The organism is Nitrospirillum viridazoti CBAmc (genome assembly GCF_000730165.1).
Classification (GTDB): domain Bacteria; phylum Pseudomonadota; class Alphaproteobacteria; order Azospirillales; family Azospirillaceae; genus Nitrospirillum; species Nitrospirillum viridazoti.
Genome location: NZ_CP022113.1, coordinates 74645 through 98733, shown reverse-complemented (window position 1 = coordinate 98733; position 24089 = coordinate 74645). Strand labels below are relative to the sequence as shown.

Annotated in this window: 23 protein-coding genes; 9 read left to right on the top strand and 14 right to left on the bottom strand. The window is 67.6% G+C overall.

The features are described 5' to 3' along the window. Nucleotides 1-46 precede the first annotated feature (46 nt). The 4 genes from Y958_RS28640 to Y958_RS28625 all read right to left on the bottom strand — a co-directional run bounded on the left by Y958_RS28640 (nucleotide 47) and on the right by Y958_RS28625 (nucleotide 3541). The gene (locus Y958_RS28640; RefSeq protein ID WP_088875346.1) at nucleotides 47-310 is read right to left on the bottom strand and encodes a toxin-antitoxin system HicB family antitoxin; all 264 of its coding nucleotides are present in this window, start codon (nucleotides 308-310) and stop codon (nucleotides 47-49) included. Beyond that, on the bottom strand, nucleotides 307-732 hold the full coding sequence (locus Y958_RS28635; RefSeq protein ID WP_244909737.1) for a putative toxin-antitoxin system toxin component, PIN family: 426 nt from the start codon (nucleotides 730-732) through the stop codon (nucleotides 307-309). The genes Y958_RS28640 and Y958_RS28635 overlap by 4 nt, the downstream gene beginning before the upstream one ends. Before the next feature lie 81 nt (nucleotides 733-813). After that, the gene (locus tag Y958_RS28630; RefSeq protein WP_186291655.1) at nucleotides 814-2397 is read right to left on the bottom strand and encodes an MDR family MFS transporter; all 1584 of its coding nucleotides are present in this window, start codon (nucleotides 2395-2397) and stop codon (nucleotides 814-816) included. A gap of 43 nt (nucleotides 2398-2440) precedes the next feature. Beyond that, the gene (locus tag Y958_RS28625) at nucleotides 2441-3541 is read right to left on the bottom strand and encodes an HlyD family secretion protein (RefSeq protein WP_088875344.1); all 1101 of its coding nucleotides are present in this window, start codon (nucleotides 3539-3541) and stop codon (nucleotides 2441-2443) included. 209 nt (nucleotides 3542-3750) lie between these two features. Between Y958_RS28625 and Y958_RS28620 the strand changes: the two genes are divergently transcribed. Then, nucleotides 3751-4335: a TetR/AcrR family transcriptional regulator gene (locus tag Y958_RS28620; protein WP_088875343.1), complete on the top strand. Its 585-nt coding sequence runs from the start codon at nucleotides 3751-3753 to the stop codon at nucleotides 4333-4335. 8 nt (nucleotides 4336-4343) lie between these two features. Here Y958_RS28620 and Y958_RS28615 read toward each other — a convergent pair whose 3' ends face one another. After that, the gene (locus tag Y958_RS28615) at nucleotides 4344-4694 is read right to left on the bottom strand and encodes an antibiotic biosynthesis monooxygenase (protein ID WP_088875342.1); all 351 of its coding nucleotides are present in this window, start codon (nucleotides 4692-4694) and stop codon (nucleotides 4344-4346) included. 173 nt (nucleotides 4695-4867) lie between these two features. On the opposite strand from Y958_RS28615, the gene Y958_RS28610 reads away from it, so the two are divergent. Beyond that, a complete protein-coding gene (locus Y958_RS28610; RefSeq protein WP_088875341.1) occupies nucleotides 4868-6058 on the top strand; it encodes an acyltransferase family protein in 1191 nt (396 codons plus the stop codon). Here Y958_RS28610 and Y958_RS28605 read toward each other — a convergent pair. Beyond that, nucleotides 6055-6960, bottom strand: a complete 906-nt coding sequence (locus tag Y958_RS28605) for a ketopantoate reductase family protein (protein WP_088875340.1) — start codon at nucleotides 6958-6960, stop codon at nucleotides 6055-6057. The genes Y958_RS28610 and Y958_RS28605 overlap by 4 nt on opposite strands. A 175-nt stretch (nucleotides 6961-7135) precedes the next feature. Here Y958_RS28605 and Y958_RS28600 point away from each other — a divergent pair, with 175 nt between their 5' ends. Beyond that, entirely contained in the window at nucleotides 7136-7891 is a 756-nt protein-coding gene (locus Y958_RS28600; RefSeq protein ID WP_244909736.1) for a Crp/Fnr family transcriptional regulator, read from the top strand. A gap of 6 nt (nucleotides 7892-7897) precedes the next feature. On the opposite strand, the gene Y958_RS28595 is transcribed toward Y958_RS28600, so the two are convergent. Next, entirely contained in the window at nucleotides 7898-9157 is a 1260-nt protein-coding gene (locus tag Y958_RS28595; RefSeq protein ID WP_088875338.1) for an MFS transporter, read from the bottom strand. A 209-nt stretch (nucleotides 9158-9366) separates the two neighbouring features. On the opposite strand from Y958_RS28595, the gene Y958_RS28590 reads away from it, so the two are divergent. From Y958_RS28590 to Y958_RS31680, 4 genes are all read left to right on the top strand, one after another. Next, nucleotides 9367-10077, top strand: coding sequence for a glutamine amidotransferase (locus Y958_RS28590; RefSeq protein WP_088875337.1), 711 nt, complete (start codon nucleotides 9367-9369; stop codon nucleotides 10075-10077). A 36-nt stretch (nucleotides 10078-10113) separates the two neighbouring features. After that, entirely contained in the window at nucleotides 10114-10638 is a 525-nt protein-coding gene (locus tag Y958_RS28585; RefSeq protein WP_040849237.1) for a GAF domain-containing protein, read from the top strand. Nucleotides 10639-10895: 257 nt separating this feature from the next. Next, complete coding sequence (locus Y958_RS28580; RefSeq protein ID WP_088875336.1) at nucleotides 10896-12107, top strand: NnrS family protein; 1212 nt, start codon at nucleotides 10896-10898, stop codon at nucleotides 12105-12107. Between the two features lie 372 nt (nucleotides 12108-12479). Beyond that, on the top strand, nucleotides 12480-13133 hold the full coding sequence (locus Y958_RS31680) for a hypothetical protein (RefSeq protein WP_145727935.1): 654 nt from the start codon (nucleotides 12480-12482) through the stop codon (nucleotides 13131-13133). Between the two features lie 42 nt (nucleotides 13134-13175). Here the strand turns inward: Y958_RS31680 and cydB are convergent, their stop codons facing one another. Together cydB and Y958_RS28565 are read right to left on the bottom strand one after the other, a co-directional pair. After that, complete coding sequence (gene cydB / locus Y958_RS28570; RefSeq protein ID WP_211098829.1) at nucleotides 13176-14189, bottom strand: cytochrome d ubiquinol oxidase subunit II; 1014 nt, start codon at nucleotides 14187-14189, stop codon at nucleotides 13176-13178. Continuing rightward, the gene (locus tag Y958_RS28565; protein ID WP_088875333.1) at nucleotides 14186-15622 is read right to left on the bottom strand and encodes a cytochrome ubiquinol oxidase subunit I; all 1437 of its coding nucleotides are present in this window, start codon (nucleotides 15620-15622) and stop codon (nucleotides 14186-14188) included. Before Y958_RS28565 ends, cydB begins: the two co-directional genes overlap by 4 nt. Nucleotides 15623-15916: 294 nt before the next feature. On the opposite strand from Y958_RS28565, the gene Y958_RS28560 reads away from it, so the two are divergent. Together Y958_RS28560 and Y958_RS28555 are read left to right on the top strand one after the other, a co-directional pair. Next, a complete protein-coding gene (locus Y958_RS28560) occupies nucleotides 15917-16381 on the top strand; it encodes an Rrf2 family transcriptional regulator (RefSeq protein ID WP_088875332.1) in 465 nt (154 codons plus the stop codon). A gap of 127 nt (nucleotides 16382-16508) precedes the next feature. Further along, entirely contained in the window at nucleotides 16509-17342 is an 834-nt protein-coding gene (locus tag Y958_RS28555) for a metallophosphoesterase (protein ID WP_088875331.1), read from the top strand. Between the two features lie 5 nt (nucleotides 17343-17347). Here Y958_RS28555 and Y958_RS28550 read toward each other — a convergent pair whose 3' ends face one another. The 5 genes from Y958_RS28550 to Y958_RS28530 all read right to left on the bottom strand — a co-directional run bounded on the left by Y958_RS28550 (nucleotide 17348) and on the right by Y958_RS28530 (nucleotide 24000). Next, nucleotides 17348-18322, bottom strand: coding sequence for a PDR/VanB family oxidoreductase (locus Y958_RS28550; RefSeq protein WP_088875330.1), 975 nt, complete (start codon nucleotides 18320-18322; stop codon nucleotides 17348-17350). 41 nt (nucleotides 18323-18363) lie between these two features. After that, nucleotides 18364-19128, bottom strand: a complete 765-nt coding sequence (locus Y958_RS28545; RefSeq protein ID WP_244909735.1) for a GntR family transcriptional regulator — start codon at nucleotides 19126-19128, stop codon at nucleotides 18364-18366. Further along, on the bottom strand, nucleotides 19125-20261 hold the full coding sequence (locus Y958_RS28540; protein WP_088875329.1) for an aromatic ring-hydroxylating dioxygenase subunit alpha: 1137 nt from the start codon (nucleotides 20259-20261) through the stop codon (nucleotides 19125-19127). The genes Y958_RS28545 and Y958_RS28540 overlap by 4 nt, the downstream gene beginning before the upstream one ends. A 111-nt stretch (nucleotides 20262-20372) precedes the next feature. Beyond that, the gene (locus Y958_RS28535; protein ID WP_186291654.1) at nucleotides 20373-21605 is read right to left on the bottom strand and encodes a ComEC/Rec2 family competence protein; all 1233 of its coding nucleotides are present in this window, start codon (nucleotides 21603-21605) and stop codon (nucleotides 20373-20375) included. Between the two features lie 13 nt (nucleotides 21606-21618). After that, nucleotides 21619-24000: a TonB-dependent receptor gene (locus Y958_RS28530; protein ID WP_276328599.1), complete on the bottom strand. Its 2382-nt coding sequence runs from the start codon at nucleotides 23998-24000 to the stop codon at nucleotides 21619-21621. Between the last annotated feature and the right edge of the window lie 89 nt (nucleotides 24001-24089).

Below are 24089 nucleotides of genomic sequence, written 5' to 3'. Positions count from 1 at the left end.
CTAAAAGCAAAAGCGCCCCATGAAGGGGAGGCATCGCCCCGGTCCCTTATCGGCCCTCGGGCTCTTCATCCAGCCTGTCGTCATCCCGAGGTGGATTCCCCACCCCAGCCTCAGCCAGGATTTGTCGGGCACGCCCCGGAATCGCGCGGGCGGCGCGGGCGGCGAAGTATCGCTCGGCGTCTGTTTGAGCGCCAACCCGCCCAGCCACGGCGACCGCGATGAACTGATTCAAACTCACTCCCGCGCGCTCAGCCTGTGCGGCGGCGGCGGCTTTCAAGTCGTCGGGCAAACGCAAGGGGAAGGTGGTCATTCCCGAATCCTCCGTAAGACGTCAGCGGGTCGCAGGCAGGGAACCCCAAATTGGGCGGCGGGGGCGGCCAGGTGCTTCAAATTGAAAGTGGCGATGTAGTCCGCCACACCGTTGACAGCCGTTTCCAGGACCAAGTCATCATCCGGATCTTGAGCCGCAGGCCGCCAGCGATAATCGAGCCCAACCGGCACACACAAACCCGCCAGTTCATCCAACAGGTGGTAGACGGCTCCGGTCGTAAGGCGCGCCTGCGTCAGAGTCGATGACCTGGTCAGCACCGCTTCGTATTCAATCATCAAGGTTGTCGACAAAAGTAACTGGTATGACCGATCCAGCGCCGCCAGCAGCAACGCCCGAGACGCCCCCGCATCGCTCTGCAAGGCCGCAACCATCACATCGGTATCCAGTACCACCTTCAACATGGAGATATCATAGGCGACATCACGCCTGGATACAATTGCGCTCCCACCCAAGCCGGATGGGGCGCCTCTCTTTAACGGGCCTCAATGCGCCCCCGCCCCGCCGCCGCTGGTCTTTTTCATCATCAGGGCGGCCAGCAGGGCCAGCACCAGGGCACCACCCATGAGGTAGAAGGCGTCGCCGTAGGCCAGCAGGAAGGACTGCAGCTTCACCGACTTGCCGATGGCCTGCACCGCCTGGTTCCAGGCGAGGTCGGGGTCGACGCCGCCCACCGAGAGGAAGCGTTCCTGCAGCTGCTGGATGCGGTCAGCCGTCGCCTCGCTGAAGCCCGTCACATGGGTGGTGATGACGGTGGAGTGGAACTGTTCCCGCTTGGTCAGGATGGTCTGCAGGCCGGCGATGCCGACCGAGCCGCCCAGGTTGCGCATCATGTTGAACAGGGCGGAGGCGGAGCCGGCGCTCTCACGCTCGATGCCACCGGTGGCCAGCGCCGACAGGGGCGTCATCACCAAGGACTGGCCCACGGCGCGGACCACGTTGGGCAGGACCAGTTGGTCGGCGGCGTAGTCCTTGGACAAATGGATGTTCAGGAAGCAGCTGGCGGCGAAGAGGAGGAAGCCCACGCCCACCAGGATACGGGCATCGACCTTCTTCATCAGGAAGGGCACGAAGGGGATGATGAGCAACTGGGGAAAGCCGGTCCAGGCCAGCACCTCGCCCACCTGTTCCGAGTTGTAGCCCTGCATCTGCGACAGGTAACTGGGCAGCAGGAAGACCGAACCATAGAGCGCCATGCCCAGGATAATGTTGCTGACGCTGCCCAGGCCGAAATTGCGCCGGGTCAGCAGGCGCAGGTTCAGCAGCGGGTTGGCCACCGTCAGCTCGATCCACAGGAAGGCGCCCAGCGACAGCACCGCCACCACCGACAGCTTCACGATGAAGGGGGAGCCGAACCAGTCGTCCTTGTTGCCTTCCTCCAGCACCGTCTGCAGGGCGGCCAGGCCGATGGCCAGGGTGGCGATGCCGGGCCAATCCCCCCTCTTCAGCAGCGACAGCTTCATGGGCGCCGCCGGCAGGGTGGGGAACAGAGCGGCCAGCATGACGGCGCCGGGCACGACGTTGACGTAGAAGATGTACTGCCAGCCGTAGGTCTGGGTCAGGTAGCCGCCGATGGTGGGGCCGATGGCGGGCGCGAAGGTGGCCGATAGGGCGAACAGCGCAAGGCCGATGGGCTGCTTCGACCGGGGCAGCATGGTCAGGGTGATGGTGAAGGCCAGCGGAATAAGCACGCCGCCGAAGAAGCCCTGCAGGGCGCGCAGCAGGATCATCTGCTGCAGGTTGCCGGCGAAGGCGCAGGCCACCGACAGCACCAGGAACAGGGCCGTGTTGGTCAGCAGGTAGCGGCGCAGCGAGAACACCGGCACCAGGAAACCGGTCAGCGGGATGACCACGATCTCCGCCACCAGGTAGGAGGTGGAGATCCAGCCGCCGTCGTCGATGCCGGCGCCGATGGCGCCCTGGATGTCGGGCAGGGAGGCGTTGGTGATCTGGATGTTCAGCACCGCCATGAAGGCGCCGATCATCGACCCCACCACCGCGAACCAGGTCTTGAAGCTGGTGGGCGCTTCAGCGCCGGCGGGTGCCGCCTGTGATACTGCGTTTACCATGACCCTCACTCCTGGAAGCGGCGGGTTGAGCCGGGACGGGCTGTCAGTCCGCGTCCTTCGTGTTGATGGTGGGTTCCACGGACATGCCGGGGCGCAGCTGCACCGCGCCCTTGCCGGCGGCGGCGTAGGCATCCAGCGTGATCTTCACCGGCACGCGCTGGACGATCTTGGTGAAGTTGCCGGTGGCGTTGTCCGCTGGCAGCAGCGCAAACTTCAGCCCGCTGGCGGGGGAAATGCTGTCCACCCGGCCATGGACGACGACGCCGGGATAGGTGTCGACGGCGATGTCCACCGGCTGGCCCGGCTTCACGTCGGTCAGCTGGGTTTCCTTGAGGTTGGCGACAACATAGACCTGCTGCAGCGGCACCACCGCCATCAGCTGCGTGCCCGCCTGGACATAGCGGCCGACGCGGACGGAGCGGGCGCCCACCACGCCATCCACCGGGGCGGTGATGGTGGCGTAGCCCAGGTTCAGTTCGGCCTGGTGCTCCGCGGCGCGCGCCTGGTCCACCTCCGTCTCCGCCGTGACTTTCTGGGTCTTCAGCACCTCCACCTGCTGGCGGGCGGCGACCAGGCCAGCCTCGGCCGTGCTGAGGTCGGCATCCGCCTGTTGGCGCACGGAGGTCGCCTGCTGCGCCTTCTGCGCGCTGCCGGCGCCGGTGGTGACCAGCTGGTTGAAGCGGTCGCTGTCCTGGCCGGCGAAGGTGGCCGCCGCCTTGGCCGACATCCGGCGGGCGGCGGCCTGGTCGATGAGGGCCTGTTGCAGGGTGATCTGCGCCTGGATGTTGGCCACCTTGGCCTCCGCCGTCTGGCGGGCGGCCCGGGCCTGGTCCAGCGCCGTCCTCAGGTCCTTGTCATCGATGACGGCCAAGGGCTGGCCCGCCTTGACCACCTGGTTGTCGTCCACCAGCACCTTGGCGATGTAGCCGGAAACGTGCGGCGCGATGGTGGAGGCGTCGGCATCGACGTAGGCGTCGTCCGTCTCCACCAAGAACCGGCCGGTGCGCCAATAGTCCAAACCATAGTGGCCGGCGGCGGCCAGGGCGGCGATGCCGACACCGGCCAGCAGGATGCGCTTGAGGATGCCACCGGCACGGGCGCCAGCGACAGCGGGGACGGCGGCGGTATCAGTGATGTCGACCATGGAAATCTCCTGAGGCACCAGAAGGGGTGAGTTCAAGTTTCGATACAAGTTGGATCGTTTCGTAATTCACGAGCAGCGCCACCTTTGAATGTGAGACATGCTGTGCCGTAATGTCTCACTGCTCTCGCCCAGCCCCCGAATGGGGCCTATGGTGAGGTGGATGCCCAGGCGAGCTTGAAGCTCGGACTATATTGCTGAGGAGAATCCCCATGGCCCCCGTCGGTCGCCCCCGCAGCGACGCCAGCCACGCCGCCATCCTGAAGGCGACCTATGAGCTGTTGCGGGAAGAGGGTCTGGCGCGGCTGACCCTGGACAAGGTGGCCAGCCGGGCAGGCGCCTCACGCAGCACGCTGTATCGCTGGTGGCCCAGCCGGGGCGCCATCGCCATGGAGGCGACGCTGGACATGCTGAATCAGGAGCTGTCGCTGGAACCCAAGGGCGACAACGCCCTGGCGGAGTTTCGCCGGCTGCTGAAGTCGGTGGCGCGGGCCATGCGGGGCAGCACCGGTCCCATCATGGCCGGCATCCTGGCGGAATGTCAGCGCGACCCGGAAACCCTGCGCCTGTTCAAGGAGAACCTGGTGGCCCCCCGCCGGGCGGAGGTGGTGCCCCTGCTGGAACGGGGCATCCAGGACGGATCCATCCGCCCGAGCGTGGCGCCGCACACCATCCTGGACCTGACCTTCGGCGCCATTTACCACCAGCTGCTGCTGCATGTGCCCACCGATGACGCCTGGATGGATGGCGTCATCGACATCCTGGTGAACGGCATCGCCGCCAAACCGACAGCCTGATCCACTGATCAGCCCAGGCGCATGTAGCTGCCCATGTCAGCCTTTATGCCCCACTGGGCCAGGAAGGCGCCGGGGTTGAAATCCTGGCGCCGGTACTCCTCAGCCGCACGGGCCTTGGCGGCGGCCATGGCCTCCTCACTTTCCCACTGCACCAAGGTGACGACGCCGTAGTCGCCATCATCCAGCCGCCATTCATACAGGCCATGCTGCAAGCAGCCGGGCTGATCATGCAGGAAGCCGTCGATGAAGCGGATACGCTCGATAAAGGCATCGCGCGCCGCCGCCGGCACGGTGAACTTGTCGATGCGATAGCGGTGACTGGCGTCCGCGCAGGAGGACACGGGGGCATGGGTGTTCATGGGGGGGCTGGCTCCAACCGGATCGTTCAAAGGCCCCCGCACGCTAAGACCTCAACATAAGTTGAGGTCAAGCAGGAAAATCGCCTCGCCGGCCTTGGTGAAATCTCATATGACAACGTTGTCAGAATATGTCATGGTGCGCCCCATAAAAGATCGGGGAGAACCGGAACGTCATGACCATCGCCGCCGCCACGCCATCCGGCGCACACGCCTCAGCGACCAACCGCCTGCCCTCGCTGGACGTGCTGCGCGGCCTGGCCGTCGCCGGCATGATTCTGGTGGTCAGCCCGGGGGACTGGAACAAGGCCTACGCGCCGTTAAAGCACGCGCCCTGGGACGGCTGGACCCTGGCGGACATGGTGTTCCCCACCTTCCTGTTCAGCGTGGGCCTGGCCATTGCCCTGTCCTTCGGGAAGCTGGCGCGGGACAAGCGGGCGGCGGGGGCTAAGATCGCGCGGCGCGCCCTGATCCTGATCGCCCTGGGCCTGGTACTGAACGCCCTGCCCTATTTCGACCTGCCGCATCTGCGCCTGCCCGGCATCCTGCAGCGCATCGCCCTGTGCTACACCCTGGCCACCACGCTGTGCCTCGCAACCGACAGGATGGATCCGGATGCCGGGAGCACGGTGAACCGGCGGGCGTTGCTGGTCGCCATGGCGGTGGTCCTGCTGGGCTATTGGGCGGTGCTGGCCTGGGTGCCGGTGCCCGGCATCGGCGCGGGGCACCTGGACCCCGGCGGCAACCTGCCATCCTGGATCGACCGCGGCGTCTTCACGGTGCCCCATCTGTGGCCTTACGGCACCGATGCGGCCGGCGCCGTTGTCTATGATCCCGAGGGCCTGCTGTCCACCCTGCCCGCCACGGTCAACGTGCTGGTGGGCGTGCTGGCCGGCACGGCGCTGAAGGCATCCAAAAGCCGCCTGAACCTGCTGGTCGCCGCCGTCCTGCTGATGATGGCGGGCTTGGCGCTGGACCCCGTGCTGGTCATCAACAAGCGCATCTGGACCAGCAGCTTCGCCCTGTTCAGCAGCGGCTTTTCCCTGGCTGTCCTGGTCGTCCTGTCGGTGCTGCTCGATCAGGGGCCCGCGGCCCTGCCCCAGACGCTGAGCTTCCCCTTCCGCGTGCTGGGCGGCAACGCAATCCTGGCCTTCACCCTGTCACAGAGTCTGAGCGCCGTCGGCGGCGTGCCCTTCATCGTCACCGCGCAAGGGCGCATGACCCCGCAGGCCTGGGGCGATGGGCTGGCGGGGGCGGCCATCGCCGACCCCTACCTGGCATCCTTCGCCTGTGCGCTGGGCATCCTGAGCCTGGTGGTGCTGACGCTGCTGCCCCTGCACCGCAGGGGCCTGCATGTGCGGCTTTAGACGGCCAGGGCGGCCTTGGCCTCCAGCAGCTTGACCAGGGCCAGCAGCGCCCGGTTGGCCGGCGTGGGGATGCCCAGGCCCGCCCCCTGGCGCACGATATGGCCGTTCAGGTAATCGATTTCGCTCCGCTTGCGCCGCGCCAGATCCTGGGCGGTGGAGGAGTATTGGTTGGGCATGGCCGCGGCCAGGGCCATGACCCGGTCCAGGATGTCGTCGCCCACGGTAATGTCGCGGGCGCGCGCCACGGCCACGGCCTCCGCCACCACGTCGGCCATGACGGCACGCACCTCGGGCACGGTCACCATGGTGCCGTAGGTCACCTGCGCCACCGCCGACATGGCGTTGTAGGCGCAGTTGATGATCAGCTTGTCCCACAGGGCGGCGGTGACGCCGGCTGATACCGTGGCCGGAATATTGGCCGTCCGCAGCAACTCGGCTACCCGCCCGCTGTCAGGCCCCGTGCCCAGGATCAGGTCGCCCCGGCCATGGTGGCGCACATGGGCCGGCCCCGCCATGTCGGTCGCGACATACACCACCACCGGCACCACCGGTCGGCCCAGCACGGCGGCCAGCCGTTCGGCGTTGTCGACGCCGTTCTGCATCGCCAGCACCACCGCACCCGGCTTCAGATGAGGCAGCATGGCGCGCCCTGTCGCCTCGGTATCTGCGGACTTCACGCAGAACAGCACCAGGTCGGCATCGGCCAGCGCCTCCGGCCCCGGGGCGGCGCCGATAACGATTTGGCCGTCGAACCCATCCTTCATCTGCAGCCGCAGGCCATGGGCGCGCACCGCCTCCACCAGGGCCGGCCGGCCCACCAGGGTGACGGCATGGCCGGCACGGGCCAGCAGCCCGCCGAAGAAGCAGCCGACCGCGCCGGCCCCCATGACACCGATGTTCATCCTGCGTGTCTCCCGTGTGGTGCGCGTCTTTCGCTACGCGGCGTTGCGGTTAAGGTGCGGGGGACAGGGAAGCGGCGCAACGGCCCATCGCTCATCCCTCCCCCGCCGAAAGCGCATCCGCCGGACCGGATCCCGCCCTTCACCGTTCCCAGCGGCCGGGCTATCCTTTCATCCCATGCCGTCCACCGTTCCCCACGCCGCCTCCCACGCTGCCCCGGCCCAAAGCGCCGGCTGGCCACCCCAGGCGCTGGCGGGAATGGAGCTGTTCCGGGGCCTGGAGGTGCCTGCCCTGGCGGAGGTGATGGCCGTGGCCCTCATCCGCACTGTGCCCCGCCATACGCCGCTGTTCCATCAGGGCGACCCGGCCCAGCACTGCCACGCCCTGCTGAGCGGCGGGGTGCGCATCAGCCAGACCAATGCCGCCGGCGCCCAGGTGGCGCTGCGCTTCATCGGCGCCGGCGAGATGTTCGGCAGCGTGCCGCTGTTCACCGACCGCCTCTATCCGGCCGACGCCGAAACTGTGGCCGACAGCGTGGAGATCCGCTGGACCGAGGCGTCCTTGCGCGAGCTGATCACCCGCCACCCGGCCATCGCCCTGAACCTGGTGACGGTCATCGGCCGCCGGTTGATGGAGGTGCAGGACCGCCTGCGCGAGGTCACCACCGGCCGGGTGGAGCAACGCCTGGCCCGCGCCCTGCTGCGCCTGGCGGCCAGCGGCAAGACGTCCGACGCCGGCACCGCACTGGCCTTCCCCCTGACCCGCAAGGATTTGGCGGAACTGTCCGGCACCACCCTGCACACCGCCAGCCGCACCCTGGCGGCGTGGGAAAAGCGGGGCTGGCTGTCCAGCGGCCGCGCCCAGGGACGGTCCCGCATCACCCTGCACGACCAGGCGGCGCTGGCCGCGGTGGCGGAGGAAGGGCGGGAATAGCGACGGTCAGGCCTCGACCGGCTGCTCCGCCCCCTGGCCCACCCCGTGGCCTACCCCTTGGCCGGGCCGAAAGAACAGCGCCAGCAGCACGGCCCCGGCCAGAGCCAGGGCCGTCGGCACCAGGAACAGGGTGCGGTAGTCCACCGCCGCCTGCGGCCCGGCGGCCGTGTCCACCACCACCGTCCACCGGCTGGACAGGGCGGGAAAGACGAAGCTGGCGATGACGTTGCCGACGCCCAGGATCAGCAGGTTGAACAGGCCCTGGGCGCTGACCCGGACATCCTTGGGGAAGGCGTCGTCGACGAAGATGTACACGGTGGCGAAGAAGAAGGCGTAGCAGACGCCGTGCAGCAACTGCACCGCCACGATGGCGGGCACGCTGTCCGCCAGGAAGGCGAAGACCAGGAAACGGGCGGCATGCCCCAGGATACCGATGATCATGGTGAGCCGCCAACCCAGGCGGGCCAGGACCCAGCCCAGCACGGCCATGGTCGCCATCTCCGCCACCTGGCCCAGGCTCAGCACCACCATGCTGAGGTTTCCGGCGATGCCCACGCGGTTGGTGAGGAAGGCATCCGACATCACGAAGTAGCCGTTGTGGACCACGGCATCCAGCAGCGTGACCAGGAACAGCACGGCCACCGCCGGCTGGCGCAGGCAGGCGACGGCCCGGCGCCATGCCAGCCGGTCGACCGCCCCCTCCCGCCCCCCTTCCCGCTGCGGCGGGGTGTGCGGTAGGGCCAGGGCATAGGCCGCCATGGCGAAGGAGAGGATGGCGGCGACCAGGAAGATCCAGCGCACCTGGGCCGCCGTCGCCTGCGCGCCCAGCAGGAAGACGAAGGGCCAACTGGCCAGCACCCAGCCCAGCGTGCCGCCCAGGCGCACCGTCCCGAATTCCCGCGCCGGCTGCACCAAGTTGGCGAAGGCCAGGGTGTTGGCCACCGACAGGGTGGGCACATAGACCAGGCTGTAGCCCAGGAAGCAGGCGAAAAAGGGCCAGAAGTCGGTTGCGAACCCCGCCCCGACTAGGCACAGCCCGCCGATCAGGTGGCTGACCGCCAGGAAACGCTCCGCCGAAAAGCGGCGGTCGGCGAACTGGTTGGAGAAGAAGATGCCGATAACGGAGGCGATGCCCCAGGCGCTGCCCACCAGCGCCTGCCGGCCGGGCCCGAAGCCCAGCATGGTCATATAGGGGAACAGCTTGGGCGCCCAGGCACCCCAGACGGCGGTCTGCAACGCCATCATCACCAGCAGGCGCGTCCTCATGCCCCCTCCCCCTTTATCGGATTGCCGCCCATTCCTGCGGCTTGGCCGACTCATAGGGCTGATTGGCCTTCATGTAAACCTTTACATTGAGAGCAGAGCGGGAAGATGGCCGAGAAAAGCGCTGCCCCAGCCGCAGCAAAATCACCTACCCGCCGCCCTTTCCCGCCCCCTATAACGAACCCTCCATTCCGGCACCGGAGGTTCCGTCCATGTCGCGTACCAGGAAAGCCGTGGCGTTGCGCCATGTGGCGTTTGAGGATCTGGGCCTGCTGGCGCCCGTGCTGGCCGCCGGTGGCTGGGATGTCGGATATCGCGAGGCGCCGGTGGATGATCTGGCCGACCCGGCCATCGCCGATGCCGACCTGCTGGTGGTGCTGGGCGGCCCCATCGGCGTGTATGAGGATAAGGAACATCCCTTCCTGACGCAGGAGATCGCCCTGCTGGAACGGCGGCTGGCGGCCGGGCGGCCGGTGCTGGGCATCTGCCTGGGCGCCCAGCTGATGGCCCGCGCCCTGGGAGCCCGCGTCTATGCCGGTCCCGCCAAGGAGATCGGTTGGGGCGCCTTGGAACTGACCGAGGCGGGCCGCGCGTCCTGCCTGGCGCCGTTGGGGGAGCCGGGGGCCCGGGTGCTGCATTGGCACGGCGATACCTTCGACCTGCCGCAGGGCGCCACCCGCCTGGCCGGCAACAGCCTTTATCCCAACCAGGCCTACAGCCATGGCACAAACACCCTGGCCCTGCAGTTCCATATCGAGGCCGATCCGGCGCGCCTGAACCTGTGGTATGTGGGCCACGCGGCAGAGCTGTCGGCCGCTGGCCTGTCGGTGCCGGAGCTGCGCGCGGCCGGCGCTGTGATGGCCGCCCGCGCCGCCGACCAGGCGACACGTATATTCACCCCCTGGCTGGCGCGGCTGGATTGAACCCGCGCCATCATTTGCCCCCGAGGACGCCTTCCCATGTTCCAAGCCCGCACCAGCGACACCCCGCGCGACAAGGCCACGCTGTACAGCGACCTGAAATCCGACCTCAGCGGCCTGTTGACGGATGAGCGCGACGCCATCGCCAACGCCGCCAACCTGTCGGCGCTGCTGTTCACAACCCTGCCCGACCTGAACTGGGCCGGCTTCTATTTCATGCGCAACGCCGCCAAGGGCAACCTGGGCGGCACCCGGGAGCTGGTGCTGGGGCCGTTCCAGGGGAAGCCGGCCTGCGTGCGCATCGCCGTGGGCCGGGGCGTCTGCGGCACCGCCGTGGAACGGCGCCAGTCCGTACTGGTGGAGGATGTGCACGCCTTCCCTGGTCACATCGCCTGCGACGCGGCCTCGCGCTCGGAACTGGTGGTGCCGCTGATCCTGGATGGCCAGGTGCTGGGCGTCATCGACCTGGACAGCCCCAGCCCCGCCCGTTTCGACGCACAGGACCAGGCCGGCATCGAAGCCCTGGCCGAGCTGTTCGTCACCGGCAGCGACTGGCCTTTGTAAGTTTGCCCTGCGGGCGCGTCCCAGCAACTATGTAGTTCCCTGCGGGCGGTCACATCCGTGGCCTTGCCATCCTCGCTGCGCGCCTCTTTACACCAACTGGGCGGTGCTCACTGCGGCGGACGCGGTCGCGTCCTAGCCCGCTGACGCTGGCATTTGGCGGTGTAGGGTTTGCGCCAGCACAACGATGGCCGTCGGTGGAAAGCCCATCCTGAGCAGGATCGCGCCGGGTTCGGCGCTCTTGTCCGGAGGGTTTTGCCATGGCCACCGCGCCCCGTCCTTATGCCGGCCCCGTGCTGCTGGCCGAGGGGTTTCGTCCTTTCTTCCTGGCGGCGGCGGTGTGGGCCGCCGTCGCGCTGGGCCTGTGGGTGGCGCTTCTGAGCGGCGCCATTGTCGGGCCCCGTGCCCTGGATCCGCTGGCTTGGCACATCCATGAGATGCTGTTCGGCTTCGTCATGGCGGGGGTGGCCGGCTTCATCCTGACCGCCATCCCCAACTGGACGGGCCGGCCCCCTCTGCGCGGCACCCCCTTGGCCGCCCTGGTCGTCCTGTGGCTGGCGGCACGCCTGCTGGCGCTCACCAGCTTGGTGGCGACACTGCCCTTGGCCCTGGTGGCGGTGGTGGACGCCGGTCTGCCCCTTGCGCTGGCCGCCTATGCCGCGCGCCAGGTGATGGCCGCGCGTAACTGGCGCAACCTGGTGATGACGGGACCCCTGCTGGTGCTGGCCATCGCCGATGGGCTGATGGTCGCGGAGGGCGCAGGTGTCACCGTGCCCCAGGGCCTGGGCTGGCGCCTGGGTCTGGCCGCCATCATCATCCTGATCTCCGCCATCGGCGGACGCATCATCCCGGCCTTCACCCGCAACTGGCTGATGAAGCGGGGCGCCACCGCCCTACCCCCGGCCAGCCCCGGCCCGGTCGACCGACTGGCGCTGGCCAGCCTGCACACCGGCCTGCTGGCCTGGGCCTTCCTGGCCAACGGCCATGGGCCGGGCACCGCCCTCACCGGTGGCCTGTTGCTGCTGGCCAGCGCCGCCAACCTGGCGCGCCTGGCCCGTTGGCGGGGATGGACCACCCTGGCCGAACCGCTGCTGAGCATCCTGCATCTGGGCTATCTGTGGGTGGTGGTGGGGGCGGCCCTGCTGGGCGGCACCCTGCTGACCAGCACCGTGCCCATGGCGACGGCGATACACGCCCTGACCGCCGGGTCCATCGGCACCATGATGCTGGCGGTCATGAGCCGGGCGACACTGGGCCATACCGGCCGCCCCCTGACCGCCGACCGGGCGACGGTCAGTGTCTATCTGCTGGTCAACGGCGCCGCCCTGTCCCGCATTGTGGCCAGCCTGATGGGGGGTGCACACCTATCGCTGCTGGCTCTGTCGGCCCTGCTCTGGGTCACCGCCTTCGCCCTGTTCGCGGCGCGCTACCTGCCTTATTGGCGGCGGCCGCGCCTCGAACGGATCGCGTGAACGCGCAAACGCGTCGGCGCGGATGTCCGCTCGCGGACAGGATCGGCCAAACCGGCCGTTGTTGCGACTTGGGCACGACCGGTGCCTGGCGGGGTGGCCTCACCCTGGCGCGAGGCCGTCGCCGTAGTTTCCCAGAAAATTTGTCACACGGGGGGGTGCGTCTTCACATTTCTTCAAGACTCCAAACCCGGAGATCCATATATTTAGAGCGATCATAAATAATTCGGCGGGCGCATGTTCGCGACCATCCAAGAAAAATGATCAGTCATAGGCAAGTTTTTTGCGCAATATGCGTCCTGTCACAATATATTGTTCGTCCTTTTGCGTGGTATCGGCCTCAGGAATCGATAATTCGTATCTGGAAGAAATATCATGCACAACATTCAACGGAATATATCGCCAGAACGCCATAATCCGGACACGATTGCGCTTATAAAGTTAATGTCTGATCAAGGATATCCCATTTATCGGATAGCCAGCGCCCTGAATATGAGCCCAAGTTATTTATCGATATTGATAAATTGGTATTTTCCAGAACTCTCCAGCCGAAATATCGACCTGCGATTATATCAGCTTGAAACGATCGAAGCGCTGCTGCGCGCCGGTGAAACCGTGCCATCGATCGCCGTGATTCTGGGCAAGAGTCAGCACACCATCCGGCAATACATATATAGGAATATCCGAGGATTTGGTGGAACCAGCAAGCTGACGCCCGAGATCATCGCCCGTATCGGCGAGCTGTACCGCCAGGGCCATAAGCCAGCGCATATCAGCCGGGAAACCGGCGTTTCGGAATATTATGTCCGTAACGCCATCGGCCAGTACTTCCCAACCTTGAAACCGCGCAACCCCGCCGTCCTGAAGGAACGGATCCGCAAGATCGGGGAGATGCTGGATGCCGGCCAGTCCTACAAGGCGATTGCCGCGGCTCTGGATACCAGCACCGGCAACGTCCATTCGCTGATTTTTCGCCATTTCCCCAGCCGCCGGAACGAACCACGGGGCGGGAAGTACATCGCGAAATGAACGGCGCCCCGGCCGGCATCGACGCCGGCCGGGCTCCCGTCATCAATGATAGCCCGCGTCCGCCTTCACCTTGCCGCGGAAGACCCAATAGGACCAGCCGCTGTACAGCAGGATGATGGGCAGCAGGAACAGCGTGCCCACCAGCAGGAAGGCCTGGGTGCTTTCCGAGCTGGCGGCGTCCCATAGCGAATATCTGTGGGGCACAATGTTGGGCCACAGGCTGATGGCCAGGCCCAGGTAGGCAGTGATGAACAGGCCGATGCCATAGACGAAGGGCCAGGCGTGATGGTCACGGCCCAGGCTGCGCCAGGTGGCCCAGGCCAGAACCGCGCTGGCGAGGGGCACCGGCGCCAGGAAGACGATATTGGGCCAGGTGAACCAGCGCTGGGCGATGTCGGGCTGGGCATAGGGAGTCCACAGGCTGACGATACCGATGCCAACCAGCACCAGGATCAGCGCCCGCCGCCCCTGCACCCGCGCCCAGTCCTGCAGGCCCCCCTCGGTCTTCAAGATCAGCCAGCCGGCGCCCAGCAGGGTGTAGCCCGCCATCAGGGCCACGCCCGTCATGACGGAAAAGGGCGTCAGCCAATCGAAGGAGCCACCGGTGAACTGCCGCCCCTCCACCTGGAAACCCTGGATGAAGGCGCCCAGCACCGTGCCCTGGGCGAAGGTGGCGACGGCGGAACCGTAGGCGAAGGCGTTGTCCCAGAAGCCCCGGTGCTCCTTGTCCTTGAAGCGGAACTCGAAGGCCACGCCACGGAAGATGAGGGCCAGCAGCATCAGCAGCACGGGGAAATACAAGGCCGGGATGATGATGGCGAAGGCCAGGGGAAATGCCGCCAGCAGGGCCAGGCCGCCCAGGATCAGCCAGGTCTCGTTACCGTCCCAGATGGGGGCGATGGAGTTCATGATGATGCCGCGCGACGTGCTGTCGGGGTTCAGGCCGTAAAGCATGCCCACGCCCAGGTCGAACCCGTCCAGCAGCACGTAGAAGAAGACGCCGGCGCCCAGGATCACCGTCCAGACGCCGACCAGGTCGAGCATGGGGCCGTTCATGGCGTATGTCCCTCCGCAGCATGTCCCTCGGGAAGTTGGGCCAGCGGCAGGGCCACCACCGGCTGGGCCGGCCGGCCGCTTTCCACCGGCGTGTCGTTCTCCGCATCGTGATCCAGCGGCCCGTTGCGCACGATGCGGCGCAGGAGCAGCAGACCCGTGGGGTAGATCAGCAGGTAGACCGCCATGTACATCAGCAATGACAGGATGACGTCCCCGCCGGTCAGGGACGGCGTCACCGAGTCCGCCGTCCGCATCAGGCCGTAGACGGTCCAAGGCTGGCGACCCACCTCCGTCGTGGTCCAGCCGGCCAGCACGGCGATGAAACCCAGAGGCCCCGCCCATTGCAGGCCGCGCAGATACCACTCGGTCGTGTAAAGCCGCCCGGACCAGCGCAGCAGCCAGCCCACGCCGACGATGGCCAGCATGGCCAAGCCCGCCCCCACCATGACGCGGAAGGCCCAGTAGACGACGATCACCGGCGGCCGTTGGTCGGCGGGGAAATCCTTCAGTCCCTTCACCGCCCCATCCCAATGGTGGGTGAGGTACAGGCTGCCCAGCTTGGGCACGGTGATCTCGAAATGGTTGGTTTCCGCCTTCTGGTCGGGGAAACCGAACAAGGAGGCCGGGACGCCCTGCCCGCCCTCCCACAGCCCTTCCATGGCGGCCAGCTTGGCCGGCTGGTGTTCCAAGGTGTTCAGGCCGTGCATGTCGCCCAGCACGATCTGCAGCGGCACGAACAGGGTGAGGAAGCCCAGCGCCATACGCATCATCACCCGTCCCTCATCCGGGAAGCGGCCCTTGCGCAGGGTGTAGGCCGCCACCGCCAGCACGACGAAGGCGGTGGTGACATAAAAGCCGCTGACCACGTGGGCCAGGCGGTAGGGGAAGCTGGGGCTGAAGATGATGTCCACCCAGCTGGCGGGGAAGAAGCGCCCATCGACGACGGTGTAGCCCCGGGGCGTTTGCATCCAGCTGTTGACCGCCAGGATCCAGAAGGTGGACAGCAGGGTGCCCAGCGCCACCATGCTGGCGGCGATGAAATGGGCCCAGGGCGGCACCAGCTTGCGCCCGAACAGCAGCACGCCCAGGAAGGCCGCCTCCAGGAAGAACGCCGTCAGCCCCTCATAGGCGAACAGCGGCCCCACCACGTTGGAAACGGCGTCGGTGAAACGGCTCCAGTTCGTGCCGAACTGGAAGGGCATGACGATGCCGCTGACCACGCCCATGCCGAAGGTGACGGCGAACACGCGGATCCAGAACTTGGAAATCCTCAGGTAGACGGGATTTTTGGTCCAGGCGTGCAGCCCTTCCAACATGGCGATGTAAGAGGCGATCCCCACGGTGAAGGCCGGCAACAGGATGTGCCAGGCCACCACCCAGACGAATTGCAACCGGGACAGGATCAGGGGATCCAACAGGCGGTCGGTGGACATGGGACTGGTCTCCTTCTCGAAGGCCGCCGGGGGTGGAGCCTGTCCGCGGTTGAAAATGCCCCTGGCGTTCACGTGCGCTCAAGATCCGCTTGCTCGGGCGAACCGTCCAGCGGTCGAATTGTCTAAGGCACCGAGCCCGGAAATGATTGGTGATTTTTGCGGTAACTTGTCGGAACCGGTTGGCATCATCCGGTCTTCACGACCAGCATCGCATGACACCCATAACAAAACCGGCGAACATGCCCCTGTGAATGGGGTATAGATGTATCCTTCATGCTGTTTTTGAGGGCGCCCATGCGGCTGTCGAGCTATACGGATTACGCGTTGCGCACGCTGGTCTTCCTGGCGCTGAAGTCCGACGGCCTGGCCACCATCAACGACGTCGCCCAGACCTACGACATCTCAAAAAACCACCTGATGAAGGTGGTGCACCAGTTGAGCCAGCTGGGATACGTCGAGGCCGTGCGCGGACGGGGCGGCGGACTGCGCCTGGGCCGCAACGCGGAAGACATCCGCCTGGGCGAGGTCGTGCGCGCCACGGAGCAGGAGCTGGACATCCTGGAGTGCTTCTCCAGTACCTCGCCCGCCCTGTGCCGCCTGAATCCCACATGCGTGCTGAAGTCCGCCTTGAAGGAGGCGCTGCAGGCTTTCCTGGCCGTGCTGGATGACTATACCCTGGCCGACCTGGTGAACCCCCGCCGCACCCTGGCCGGCTTGCTGGATTTGCCGCTGCCCGCCAGCTTGGCCGGGACCGCCTGACCACCCGCCACGCCCCGGTGTCCCGATCCGCGCAGGGTCGCCCCGATGGCAACGATGGTGACAGGGGAACGTCCAGCCCTTACCGTCGGTTACACCCCACCCGCATCCTTGCCGGATGTCATTCGCAATGCTGAACCGACTGCGCGCCGCCCTGAGGCCGGCCCAGGCCCGTCCCGACCGGACGGCGCCCCGGGCGCCGGACGGGCATGTCCTCTATGCCGTAGGCGACGTCCACGGTGAACTGGGATTGCTGCGCCGCTTGCTTGACGCCATCGCCCGGGACCACGCCCAGATGGTGGAGCGCCATGGGCCCCTGACGCCGGTGCTGATCATGCTGGGCGACTATGTCGACCGGGGTCCGGACAGCCGCGGGGTCGTCGATCTGCTGCGCGGCGGCGCCGATCCGGCCGGGCGCACCCTGGACGATATGTTGCCCGGCTTCACCCGCCATTGCCTGCGTGGCAACCACGAACAATCCATGCTGGACTTCCTGGACGATCCCATGGCCGCCCTGCGGTGGCTGGACTTCGGCGGCCCGGCCACCTTGCGCAGCTATGGCCTGCCCGCGGTGATGGAGGGGCCTGCCGTACTGCAGGCCGTGGCGTTGAGCGAGGCACTGGCGGCCCAGCTGCCCCCATCGCACCGCCGCTTTCTGGACGACCTGACTTATCAAGTCGTCTACGGCGACTATGCCTTCGTCCACGCCGGCATACGCCCCGGCCGGCCCCTGGCCGAACAGACGGCGGAAGACATGCTGTGGATCCGCGCGCCCTTCATGCTGGCCGAGGGGCCGCACGAGAAAGTCATCGTCCACGGCCATACCATTGTGCCGGACGTCGACATCCTGCCGCAACGCATCGCGGTGGACACCGGCGCCTACCGCAGCGGCCGCCTGTCCGCCGTGGTCCTGCACGGACCTGACATCCGTGTCCTGGACGCCCAGCGGGCGGGGCCGCTGTAAGGCCCTCACCCCGCCCTGTCCCCCGTGTCCAGCGTCACCGTGCCGGTGGCGCGGGAGACGCAGACGCACATCTGGCGGCCCTCCGCCTTTTGCCGGTCGCTGAGGAAGACGTCGCGGTGGTCCAAGGTGCCGCCGGCCACATCCACCACGTCCAGGGCGCAGAGGCCGCATTCACCCCGGCGGCAATCGTACATCAGGTCGGCGCCAGCCTCCTGCAGGGCCGACAGCAAGGTCTGGTCGGGACGCACGGTCACCGTCAGGTTCAGGCGCGGCACGCGGGCGATGAACGGCTGGGCGGGAGAGGCGCCGCCGGCACCGAAGGTTTCCAGCCGGAAATCGGACGGCGGGCGGCCCAGGGCGGCCCACGCCTGGCGTGCCGCCGCCATCATGGGTGCGGGGCCGCAGATATAGACCTCGCCGCCCGGCGCCACGCGCGCCAGCTCGAGCTTGAAGTCGATGACTTGGCCCTCGGCGTCCAGGAAGATCTGCAGCCGGTCGCCCAGCAGCGTCCGCAATTCCTCCGCGAAGGCTAGGTCCACGGCACGGCGGGCGGCGTAGAGCAGGCGGACGGCGGCGTCCCGGCGGGCCAGCGCGCGCGCCATCGCCAGGATGGGGGTGATGCCGATGCCGCCAGCGATGAGCAGATGATCGGGCCGGCCGGCCGACAGCTGGAAATGGTTCAGGGGCGCACTGATGGTCAGGCGCGCGCCCGGCGTCAGGCCCCACATGTAGGCAGAACCGCCCCGGCTGTCAGGCAGCCGCTTCACCGCGATGCGCAGGATGCCGTCGCCCGGTTCCCCCACCAGGGAATAGTGGCGCACGTCCGGCTGGCCGCCGATCAGCACCTGCACCTGGATGTGCGATCCGGGGCCGTAGGCCGGCACCGGCCCCTCAGGCTGGATGTCGAACTGGCGGACACCATCCGCCACGTCGCGGGTGGCCAGCACGCGCGCCAACCCCCATTCCGCCTTGAATCCCATAGGTCGTTTTCCTCCCGTTATGTTTCAGCGCCGCGCCACGGTCACGGCCACGCCGCCGCCAGCCGCAGCAGCGATCCGCCAGGCAGGCCGGTCAGCTTGTCCCGGTCGCTCAGGGCGGCGCGCAGGCGGCGCTGGGCCACGCGGGCATGCTCGGCGGCCAGCGCCTCGGCCCGGGCCCCTTCGCCCCGGCTGATCGCTTCAAGCAGCAGGCGGTGCTGTTCCTGGGCCACCACCAGGGTGTCGCGGCCCGCCGCCTCGGTGGCGTGCAGCTGTACGAAGGCGGAAGGGCCGGCGAAGGGTTGTGCCGCCGCCTGCTCCACCGCGCGCGCCACCACGCCGCTACCGGCCAGGCGCACCAGTTCCTCATGGAAAAAAGCGTTGAGGCGGACGTACTCGTCAAAGTCCGCCTCGCTCAGCACCGGCTGGGCCACCACCCGGTCAAGCGCCGCCACACAGTCGCGCAAAGGTGCCAGGGCGGCGGCGGTGGGCCGGCGCTCCGCCGCCAGGCGGGCGGCCAGCCCCTCCAGCGTGCCGCGCACCTCGATGGCGTCGGCAAGATCCGCGGCAGTGAAGGCGCGCACGACGAAGCCGCCGCTGGCCCCGGGCGCCACCAGCCCTTCCTGCGCCAGCCGCTCCAGGGCCAGGCGCACCGGCGTGCGCGACACGCCAAGCCGCTCGACCATGGCCGGTTCGGACACGCGCTTGCCGGGCGGCAGCTCACCCGCCAGGATCAGCTCGCGCAGACCCTGCTGCGCGCGCGCCACCTGCATGCCCCTGCCCTCTTCCTCCGCCACCATCGCCTTCATTCCGCCGCCACCCGCTGCGGCCGCTCGGCCGCGATCATGCGGTCGATCAGGCGACGGGCCCACATGCCGCCGGCGTCGATGTTGAGATTGTAGAAGCGGCGATCCGGATGGCTTTCGATGGCGCGCTGCTGCGCCTCCAGCACCTCTTCATCCTCGCCGAAGATGCGGTGCACGCCCTCGCGCAGCTCGTGGGTCAGGCGTTGTTCACCCAGGCGGTAGTTGCGGCAGAAGGCCCAGAAGTAATGGCAGCTGCCGTCCGCCTCGGGGGTGATGGTGTTCAGCACATAGCCGTTGACACCCTGGCTGCGGTCGCCCTCCGGCGCGCCGGTGCCGGCGGGGGCCACGCCCACGTCGATGGCGATGGTGCAGGGCGCCTCGAAATTGATGATCTGCCAGCGGTCGACCTTGCCCGGCTTGCCCAGCTGGGCCGCCCAGAAGGGCGGCGGGTCGATGCCGTGCATCCAGCGGGTGACGGTGGCGGTCTTGTCGGTATGGGTCACCTGGAAGGGCGCCTCGGCCACCGCGTCGTTGCCGATGCTGGAGCCGTGCACGAAGGTTTCGTGCGTCAGGTCCATCAGATTGTCCAGCACCAGGCGGTAGTCGCACTTCACCGTGATCAGGTGGCCGTCGCCTGCCCAGTCGGGATCATGGTTCCAATGCAGGTCGGGCACCAGGGCGGGGTCGGCCAGGGCCGGATCGCCCATCCATACCCACAGGAAACGGTGACGCTCCACCACCGGATAGGATCGCACGCATGCCGCCGGGTTCAGCGTTTCCTGGCTGGGCATGTGGGTGCAGCGGCCGTTGGCGGCGTATTCCAGGCCGTGATAGCCGCAGCGCACGCCATCGCCCACCAGCCGGCCCTTGGACAGCGGTACCAGGCGATGCCAGCAGGCGTCGGCCAGGGCCACCGGCGTGCGGTCCAGCTGACGGTAGAACACCAGTTGCGTGCCGCAGATGGTACGCGGGAACAGGGCCCGACCCACCTCATGGTCCCAGGCCGCCGCGTACCAGGCGTTGTCCGGCCAGGCCTTCGCCGCCGTATCCAGCCCAGGGGCCCCAGCCCCTGAAACCAACGAACGCCCCGTCACCCAGGACTGGCCCTCACCCTGCGCGCGATCGTCCCGACCCATGGCACCGCTCCTCCACATTTGTTATGGAGCATATGTACCGTATCGCGGAGATGCATGCAACTTGACTCTTTATCGGCGGAATCTGACGTCCATTGCCCTATTTTGTATACATCAAGCCCGGCAGGCATAAGGCCCACAGGCCAAGGTAACGCCGCCCTCCTCCCTCGTCGGGTCCAGGACGAAGATGCGGTAGCTGTCGCCACCGGGGGTGACGCGCACCACCACATGGCCCTGGCGGCTGCGCAGGGCCGGCAGAAAGCGTTCGTTGACCTGGGCCGCCGCCGGCAGCAGTTCGGTGGCGAAGACATCGCGGGGCTTGGCGCCCGGCCAGGCATTGGTCAGCCGTTCCATCTGCGCCATGCCCGGATGGGCGGCGTGCCAGGAGGGGATGATATAGGCCTGGGCGTCGAGCAGGCGGACGAAGTCCGGCCCGCAGGCATCGAAATAGCCGTGATGGTCGGCCACCGCCACCTCCACCCGGCCGCAGGCGGCGGCCACGGGCGTCTCGACATCCATCCAGGGAAAACGGCCGTCGCGGGTGGACGCCGTCAGATCACCGCCGGTGAAATAGCCGAAGCGGCCATAGTCCAGGCGCAGGGCCAGGGACATCATGTTCTCCACCGGCCGGTCGGCGGGCGCCAGGGTGGCATTGTCGGGGAACAGCGGCCGGCTGTCCGGGCCCTGGCCCGTCCACACGCGGCCATTGCCCGCCACCACGCGGATGGCGAAGCCCGCCACCGGGGTGCGCGACCGGATCTGGTCCACCGATCCCACCCGCACCGCCGCCACCGCCCGGCCCGACCGCGCCCGGGCATCCAGCCAGGCGCGGTAGTTGGTGGCGAAAGGCGCCAACAGGGGCGGCAAGTCGCCATAGTCGGGATAGGCGCGATCGATGACCATGGCCGCCGGCATGAGGCGGTCGACCTCGCTGAGGCCCGTCAGGCGATAATCGCCGTCCGGCGCCTGGGCCAGGTCCGACGTCACGTCACCGATATGGTCGGGGTGGATATGGGTGGCGACCATATAGTCCAGGCTGTCCCGTCCGGCGGCCCGGGCCTGGCGCAGGGCATAGCGCGCCACCCATTCCCCCGGCTGGCGGCTGGCGTCGGGCCGGATGGGGGCGGAGAGGCCCGGCCCGTCATGGTTGGTGCCGCAATCGACCAGCAGAGTGGTGCCGTCGGGTGCCAGGATGAAGGTGGCGTTGCCCCGGCCGGTGTCGATGTGGTGGATGTCCAGCGTGCCTGGCGTCCAGGGCGGCAGCGCCTCGCCTGCAGCTCCCACGCGCCGGGTGCCGGCCAACAGCAGGCCGCCGGCCAGGGCACCACAGAATTGGCGGCGATCCATGTGCGCCCTCATCTTAAAACGACGCCGACAGGGTGAAGCCATAGGTGCGCGGCGGGCCCAGATATTCCGACAGCACGCCCGCCGTGGACGGTGTCTGCAGGAAGGCCGTGTCGAACAGGTTCTTGCCCCACAGGGTCAGACGATAGCGTCGGTCCGGCGTTTCGAACGACAGGCTGGCGTTGAGCAGGTCATAGGCCGGCACGAACAGCTGCGGGCTTTTGGTGGCGCCGGTGTAGTAGTCGTCCAGCCAGGAATAGCTGACGTTGCCACTGAGGAAGCCCAGCGTGCCCACTGGCGTCTCATAATTGGCCGTCAGCGCCACCTTGTGCTTAGGCGAGGAGCCCAGGGGGTGGCCGGTGTTGTTCACCACCTTGGCGATGAAGAAATCGTCATAGGCGGTGTCCAGGTAGGAATAGGCAGCGGTCAGGTCCAGGCCCTGGACGGGATGCAGGCCCAGCTCCAGCTCCGCCCCCTGCGATGTCGCCTTGGCGGCGTTCAGGATGGTGCCGATGCCGGTGACGGTGTTCTGCACGAATTCCTGCTTGTCGCGGTAGTCCAGGTGGAACAGCGCCAGGTTTGCGGTCAGGCGCTGGTCCCACCAGCCGGTCTTGGCCCCCACCTCATAGTTCGTGACCTTTTCGGGGTTGAAGGGGGTGACGATGGCGGCAAGGCTGCTGGCCTCGGTGTTGTACCCGCCGGAGGTGAAACCCTTGGCCATGCTGGCGTACAGCATGGTGTCGGGGATGGGTCGCCACGACAGCACGGCGCGCGGCGTGAACTGCGCCCAGGCGCTGTTAAGGTCCCCGGTGCGGAAGCCCGCCGCCGGCACCAGGTAATTGGTGCGGACCAGGTTGCCCTGCTTCTGGTCCAGGGTGTAGCGGCCGCCCAGCGTCAGCTTGACGTCCGCCGGCAGGTTGATAGTGCCATCGAGAAAGCCGGAGATGCTGTCCGTGCCCACCGACTGATTGGCCAGCTGATTGGTGGTCAGCACGCCGGTGCGTGCCGCGTAATTGCGGGTGCCCAACTGCCGGCTGGCGTCCTCGTTCAGGTAATAGACACCGGCGACGAAGGTGCCGAGGTCCCATTCCGGGCTGGTGTAGCGCACCTCCTCAGAGAAATCCTTCACATCGTCGGCATCGTCGTTCATCTGCTGGCTGCCGGTGGTGAGGAAGGCGTAGTTGGTGCCGGTGGAGGAATAGCGCTCCACCGCGCGCGACAGGCGGTAGGCGGTGATGGCGGTGACCGTGCCCTGGCCCACGTCGATCTCGGTGTTGTTGGCGAAACCCGCCATGTGTCGGGTGAAGCTCTGCGGGAAGCCCAGCTCGGAGGTGCGCGGGTTGCCGTCATTACCACCGCCCAGCGACGACAGGGTGCGCCCGCCGTTGTGGTCGTCGCCGTAGTCCAGGGTGAACAGGGTCTGCACCCGGCCAGCGCGGGCGCGCAGCTGGCCACGAACGCTGGTGCTGTCCAGATCATCCTCCGCCCTGCCGGTCAGGCGATCCTCGCCATAGCCGTCATGGCTGCGGCGGGAGACCACCAGCTTGGCCGCCACATCGTCGCTGACCGGGCCGCTGACCAGGGCGTTGAGGTCCACCGCGTTATAGTTGCCGTAGCCGACGGAGACCGAGCCCTCCGGCGTGGTGAAGGACGGCTTGCGTGTGTTCAGCAGGATGGCGCCGCCGGTGACGTTGCGGCCGAACAGCGTGCCCTGCGGCCCGCGCAGCACCTGCACCGAGTCCAGGTCGAACAGGTCGAACATGGCGGCGGAGCTGCGGGTGATGAAGACGTCATCCAACACCACCGCCACCGGCCGGTTCACGCCGATCTGGGTGAAGGTGTTGCTGGCGCCGCGGATGGCGATGGTAGGGCTGCTGTAGTTGAAGGAGGAGACCAGCAGGCCCGGCGTCACCCGCGACACGTCCTGCAGGTTGGTGATGCGCTGATCACGCAGGGCCTTCGCCGGCAGGGCCGTCACCGCCACCGGCACGTCCTGCAGCTTTTCCTCACGCCGCTGGGCGGTGACCAGGATTTCCGTCAGGTCGGCGGCGGCGTACCGGGCCGCCTCCCCCGCCGCCGCGTGCGGCACCGCCTTGCGCACCACCAGGCCGCCGCCCGCATCCGGCACCACCTCCAGCCCGCTGCCGGCCAGCAGCCGGACCACGGCGTCCCACACGCTCATGCGGCCGTCCACCGCCGGCGCGGTGCGGCCCGCCACCATGTCGGGCGCGAACAGGATGTTGGTGTCCGTCTGGCGCGACAGCTCCTCCAGCGACGCCGCCAGCGGCTGGACCGGCAGTTGCACCTGTGCCTGGGCAGGGCCGGCCGGCGCTTGAGCCTGGGCGGCCCCCACCGCCAGGCAAGCCAGCGCCGTGCCCACGATCAAGGACCGGGGCAACCGCCCGACCACCATTTTCCTGTGATGAAACGCCATGATTTTCCCCCGAGTGACAGGGCTGATTTCCAGCCTCTTTCCCTCGACGCCGG

Coding starts and splice junctions, on each gene's coding strand:
- Y958_RS28640 (WP_088875346.1), bottom strand. CDS start 310: ATGACCACCTTCCCCTTGCGTTTGCCCGACGACTTGAAAGCCGCCGCC.
- Y958_RS28635 (WP_244909737.1), bottom strand. CDS start 732: ATGTTGAAGGTGGTACTGGATACCGATGTGATGGTTGCGGCCTTGCAG.
- Y958_RS28630 (WP_186291655.1), bottom strand. CDS start 2,397: ATGGTAAACGCAGTATCACAGGCGGCACCCGCCGGCGCTGAAGCGCCC.
- Y958_RS28625 (WP_088875344.1), bottom strand. CDS start 3,541: ATGGTCGACATCACTGATACCGCCGCCGTCCCCGCTGTCGCTGGCGCC.
- Y958_RS28620 (WP_088875343.1), top strand. CDS start 3,751: ATGGCCCCCGTCGGTCGCCCCCGCAGCGACGCCAGCCACGCCGCCATC.
- Y958_RS28615 (WP_088875342.1), bottom strand. CDS start 4,694: ATGAACACCCATGCCCCCGTGTCCTCCTGCGCGGACGCCAGTCACCGC.
- Y958_RS28610 (WP_088875341.1), top strand. CDS start 4,868: ATGACCATCGCCGCCGCCACGCCATCCGGCGCACACGCCTCAGCGACC.
- Y958_RS28605 (WP_088875340.1), bottom strand. CDS start 6,960: ATGAACATCGGTGTCATGGGGGCCGGCGCGGTCGGCTGCTTCTTCGGC.
- Y958_RS28600 (WP_244909736.1), top strand. CDS start 7,136: ATGCCGTCCACCGTTCCCCACGCCGCCTCCCACGCTGCCCCGGCCCAA.
- Y958_RS28595 (WP_088875338.1), bottom strand. CDS start 9,157: ATGAGGACGCGCCTGCTGGTGATGATGGCGTTGCAGACCGCCGTCTGG.
- Y958_RS28590 (WP_088875337.1), top strand. CDS start 9,367: ATGTCGCGTACCAGGAAAGCCGTGGCGTTGCGCCATGTGGCGTTTGAG.
- Y958_RS28585 (WP_040849237.1), top strand. CDS start 10,114: ATGTTCCAAGCCCGCACCAGCGACACCCCGCGCGACAAGGCCACGCTG.
- Y958_RS28580 (WP_088875336.1), top strand. CDS start 10,896: ATGGCCACCGCGCCCCGTCCTTATGCCGGCCCCGTGCTGCTGGCCGAG.
- Y958_RS31680 (WP_145727935.1), top strand. CDS start 12,480: ATGCACAACATTCAACGGAATATATCGCCAGAACGCCATAATCCGGAC.
- cydB (WP_211098829.1), bottom strand. CDS start 14,189: ATGAACGGCCCCATGCTCGACCTGGTCGGCGTCTGGACGGTGATCCTG.
- Y958_RS28565 (WP_088875333.1), bottom strand. CDS start 15,622: ATGTCCACCGACCGCCTGTTGGATCCCCTGATCCTGTCCCGGTTGCAA.
- Y958_RS28560 (WP_088875332.1), top strand. CDS start 15,917: ATGCGGCTGTCGAGCTATACGGATTACGCGTTGCGCACGCTGGTCTTC.
- Y958_RS28555 (WP_088875331.1), top strand. CDS start 16,509: ATGCTGAACCGACTGCGCGCCGCCCTGAGGCCGGCCCAGGCCCGTCCC.
- Y958_RS28550 (WP_088875330.1), bottom strand. CDS start 18,322: ATGGGATTCAAGGCGGAATGGGGGTTGGCGCGCGTGCTGGCCACCCGC.
- Y958_RS28545 (WP_244909735.1), bottom strand. CDS start 19,128: ATGAAGGCGATGGTGGCGGAGGAAGAGGGCAGGGGCATGCAGGTGGCG.
- Y958_RS28540 (WP_088875329.1), bottom strand. CDS start 20,261: ATGGGTCGGGACGATCGCGCGCAGGGTGAGGGCCAGTCCTGGGTGACG.
- Y958_RS28535 (WP_186291654.1), bottom strand. CDS start 21,605: ATGGATCGCCGCCAATTCTGTGGTGCCCTGGCCGGCGGCCTGCTGTTG.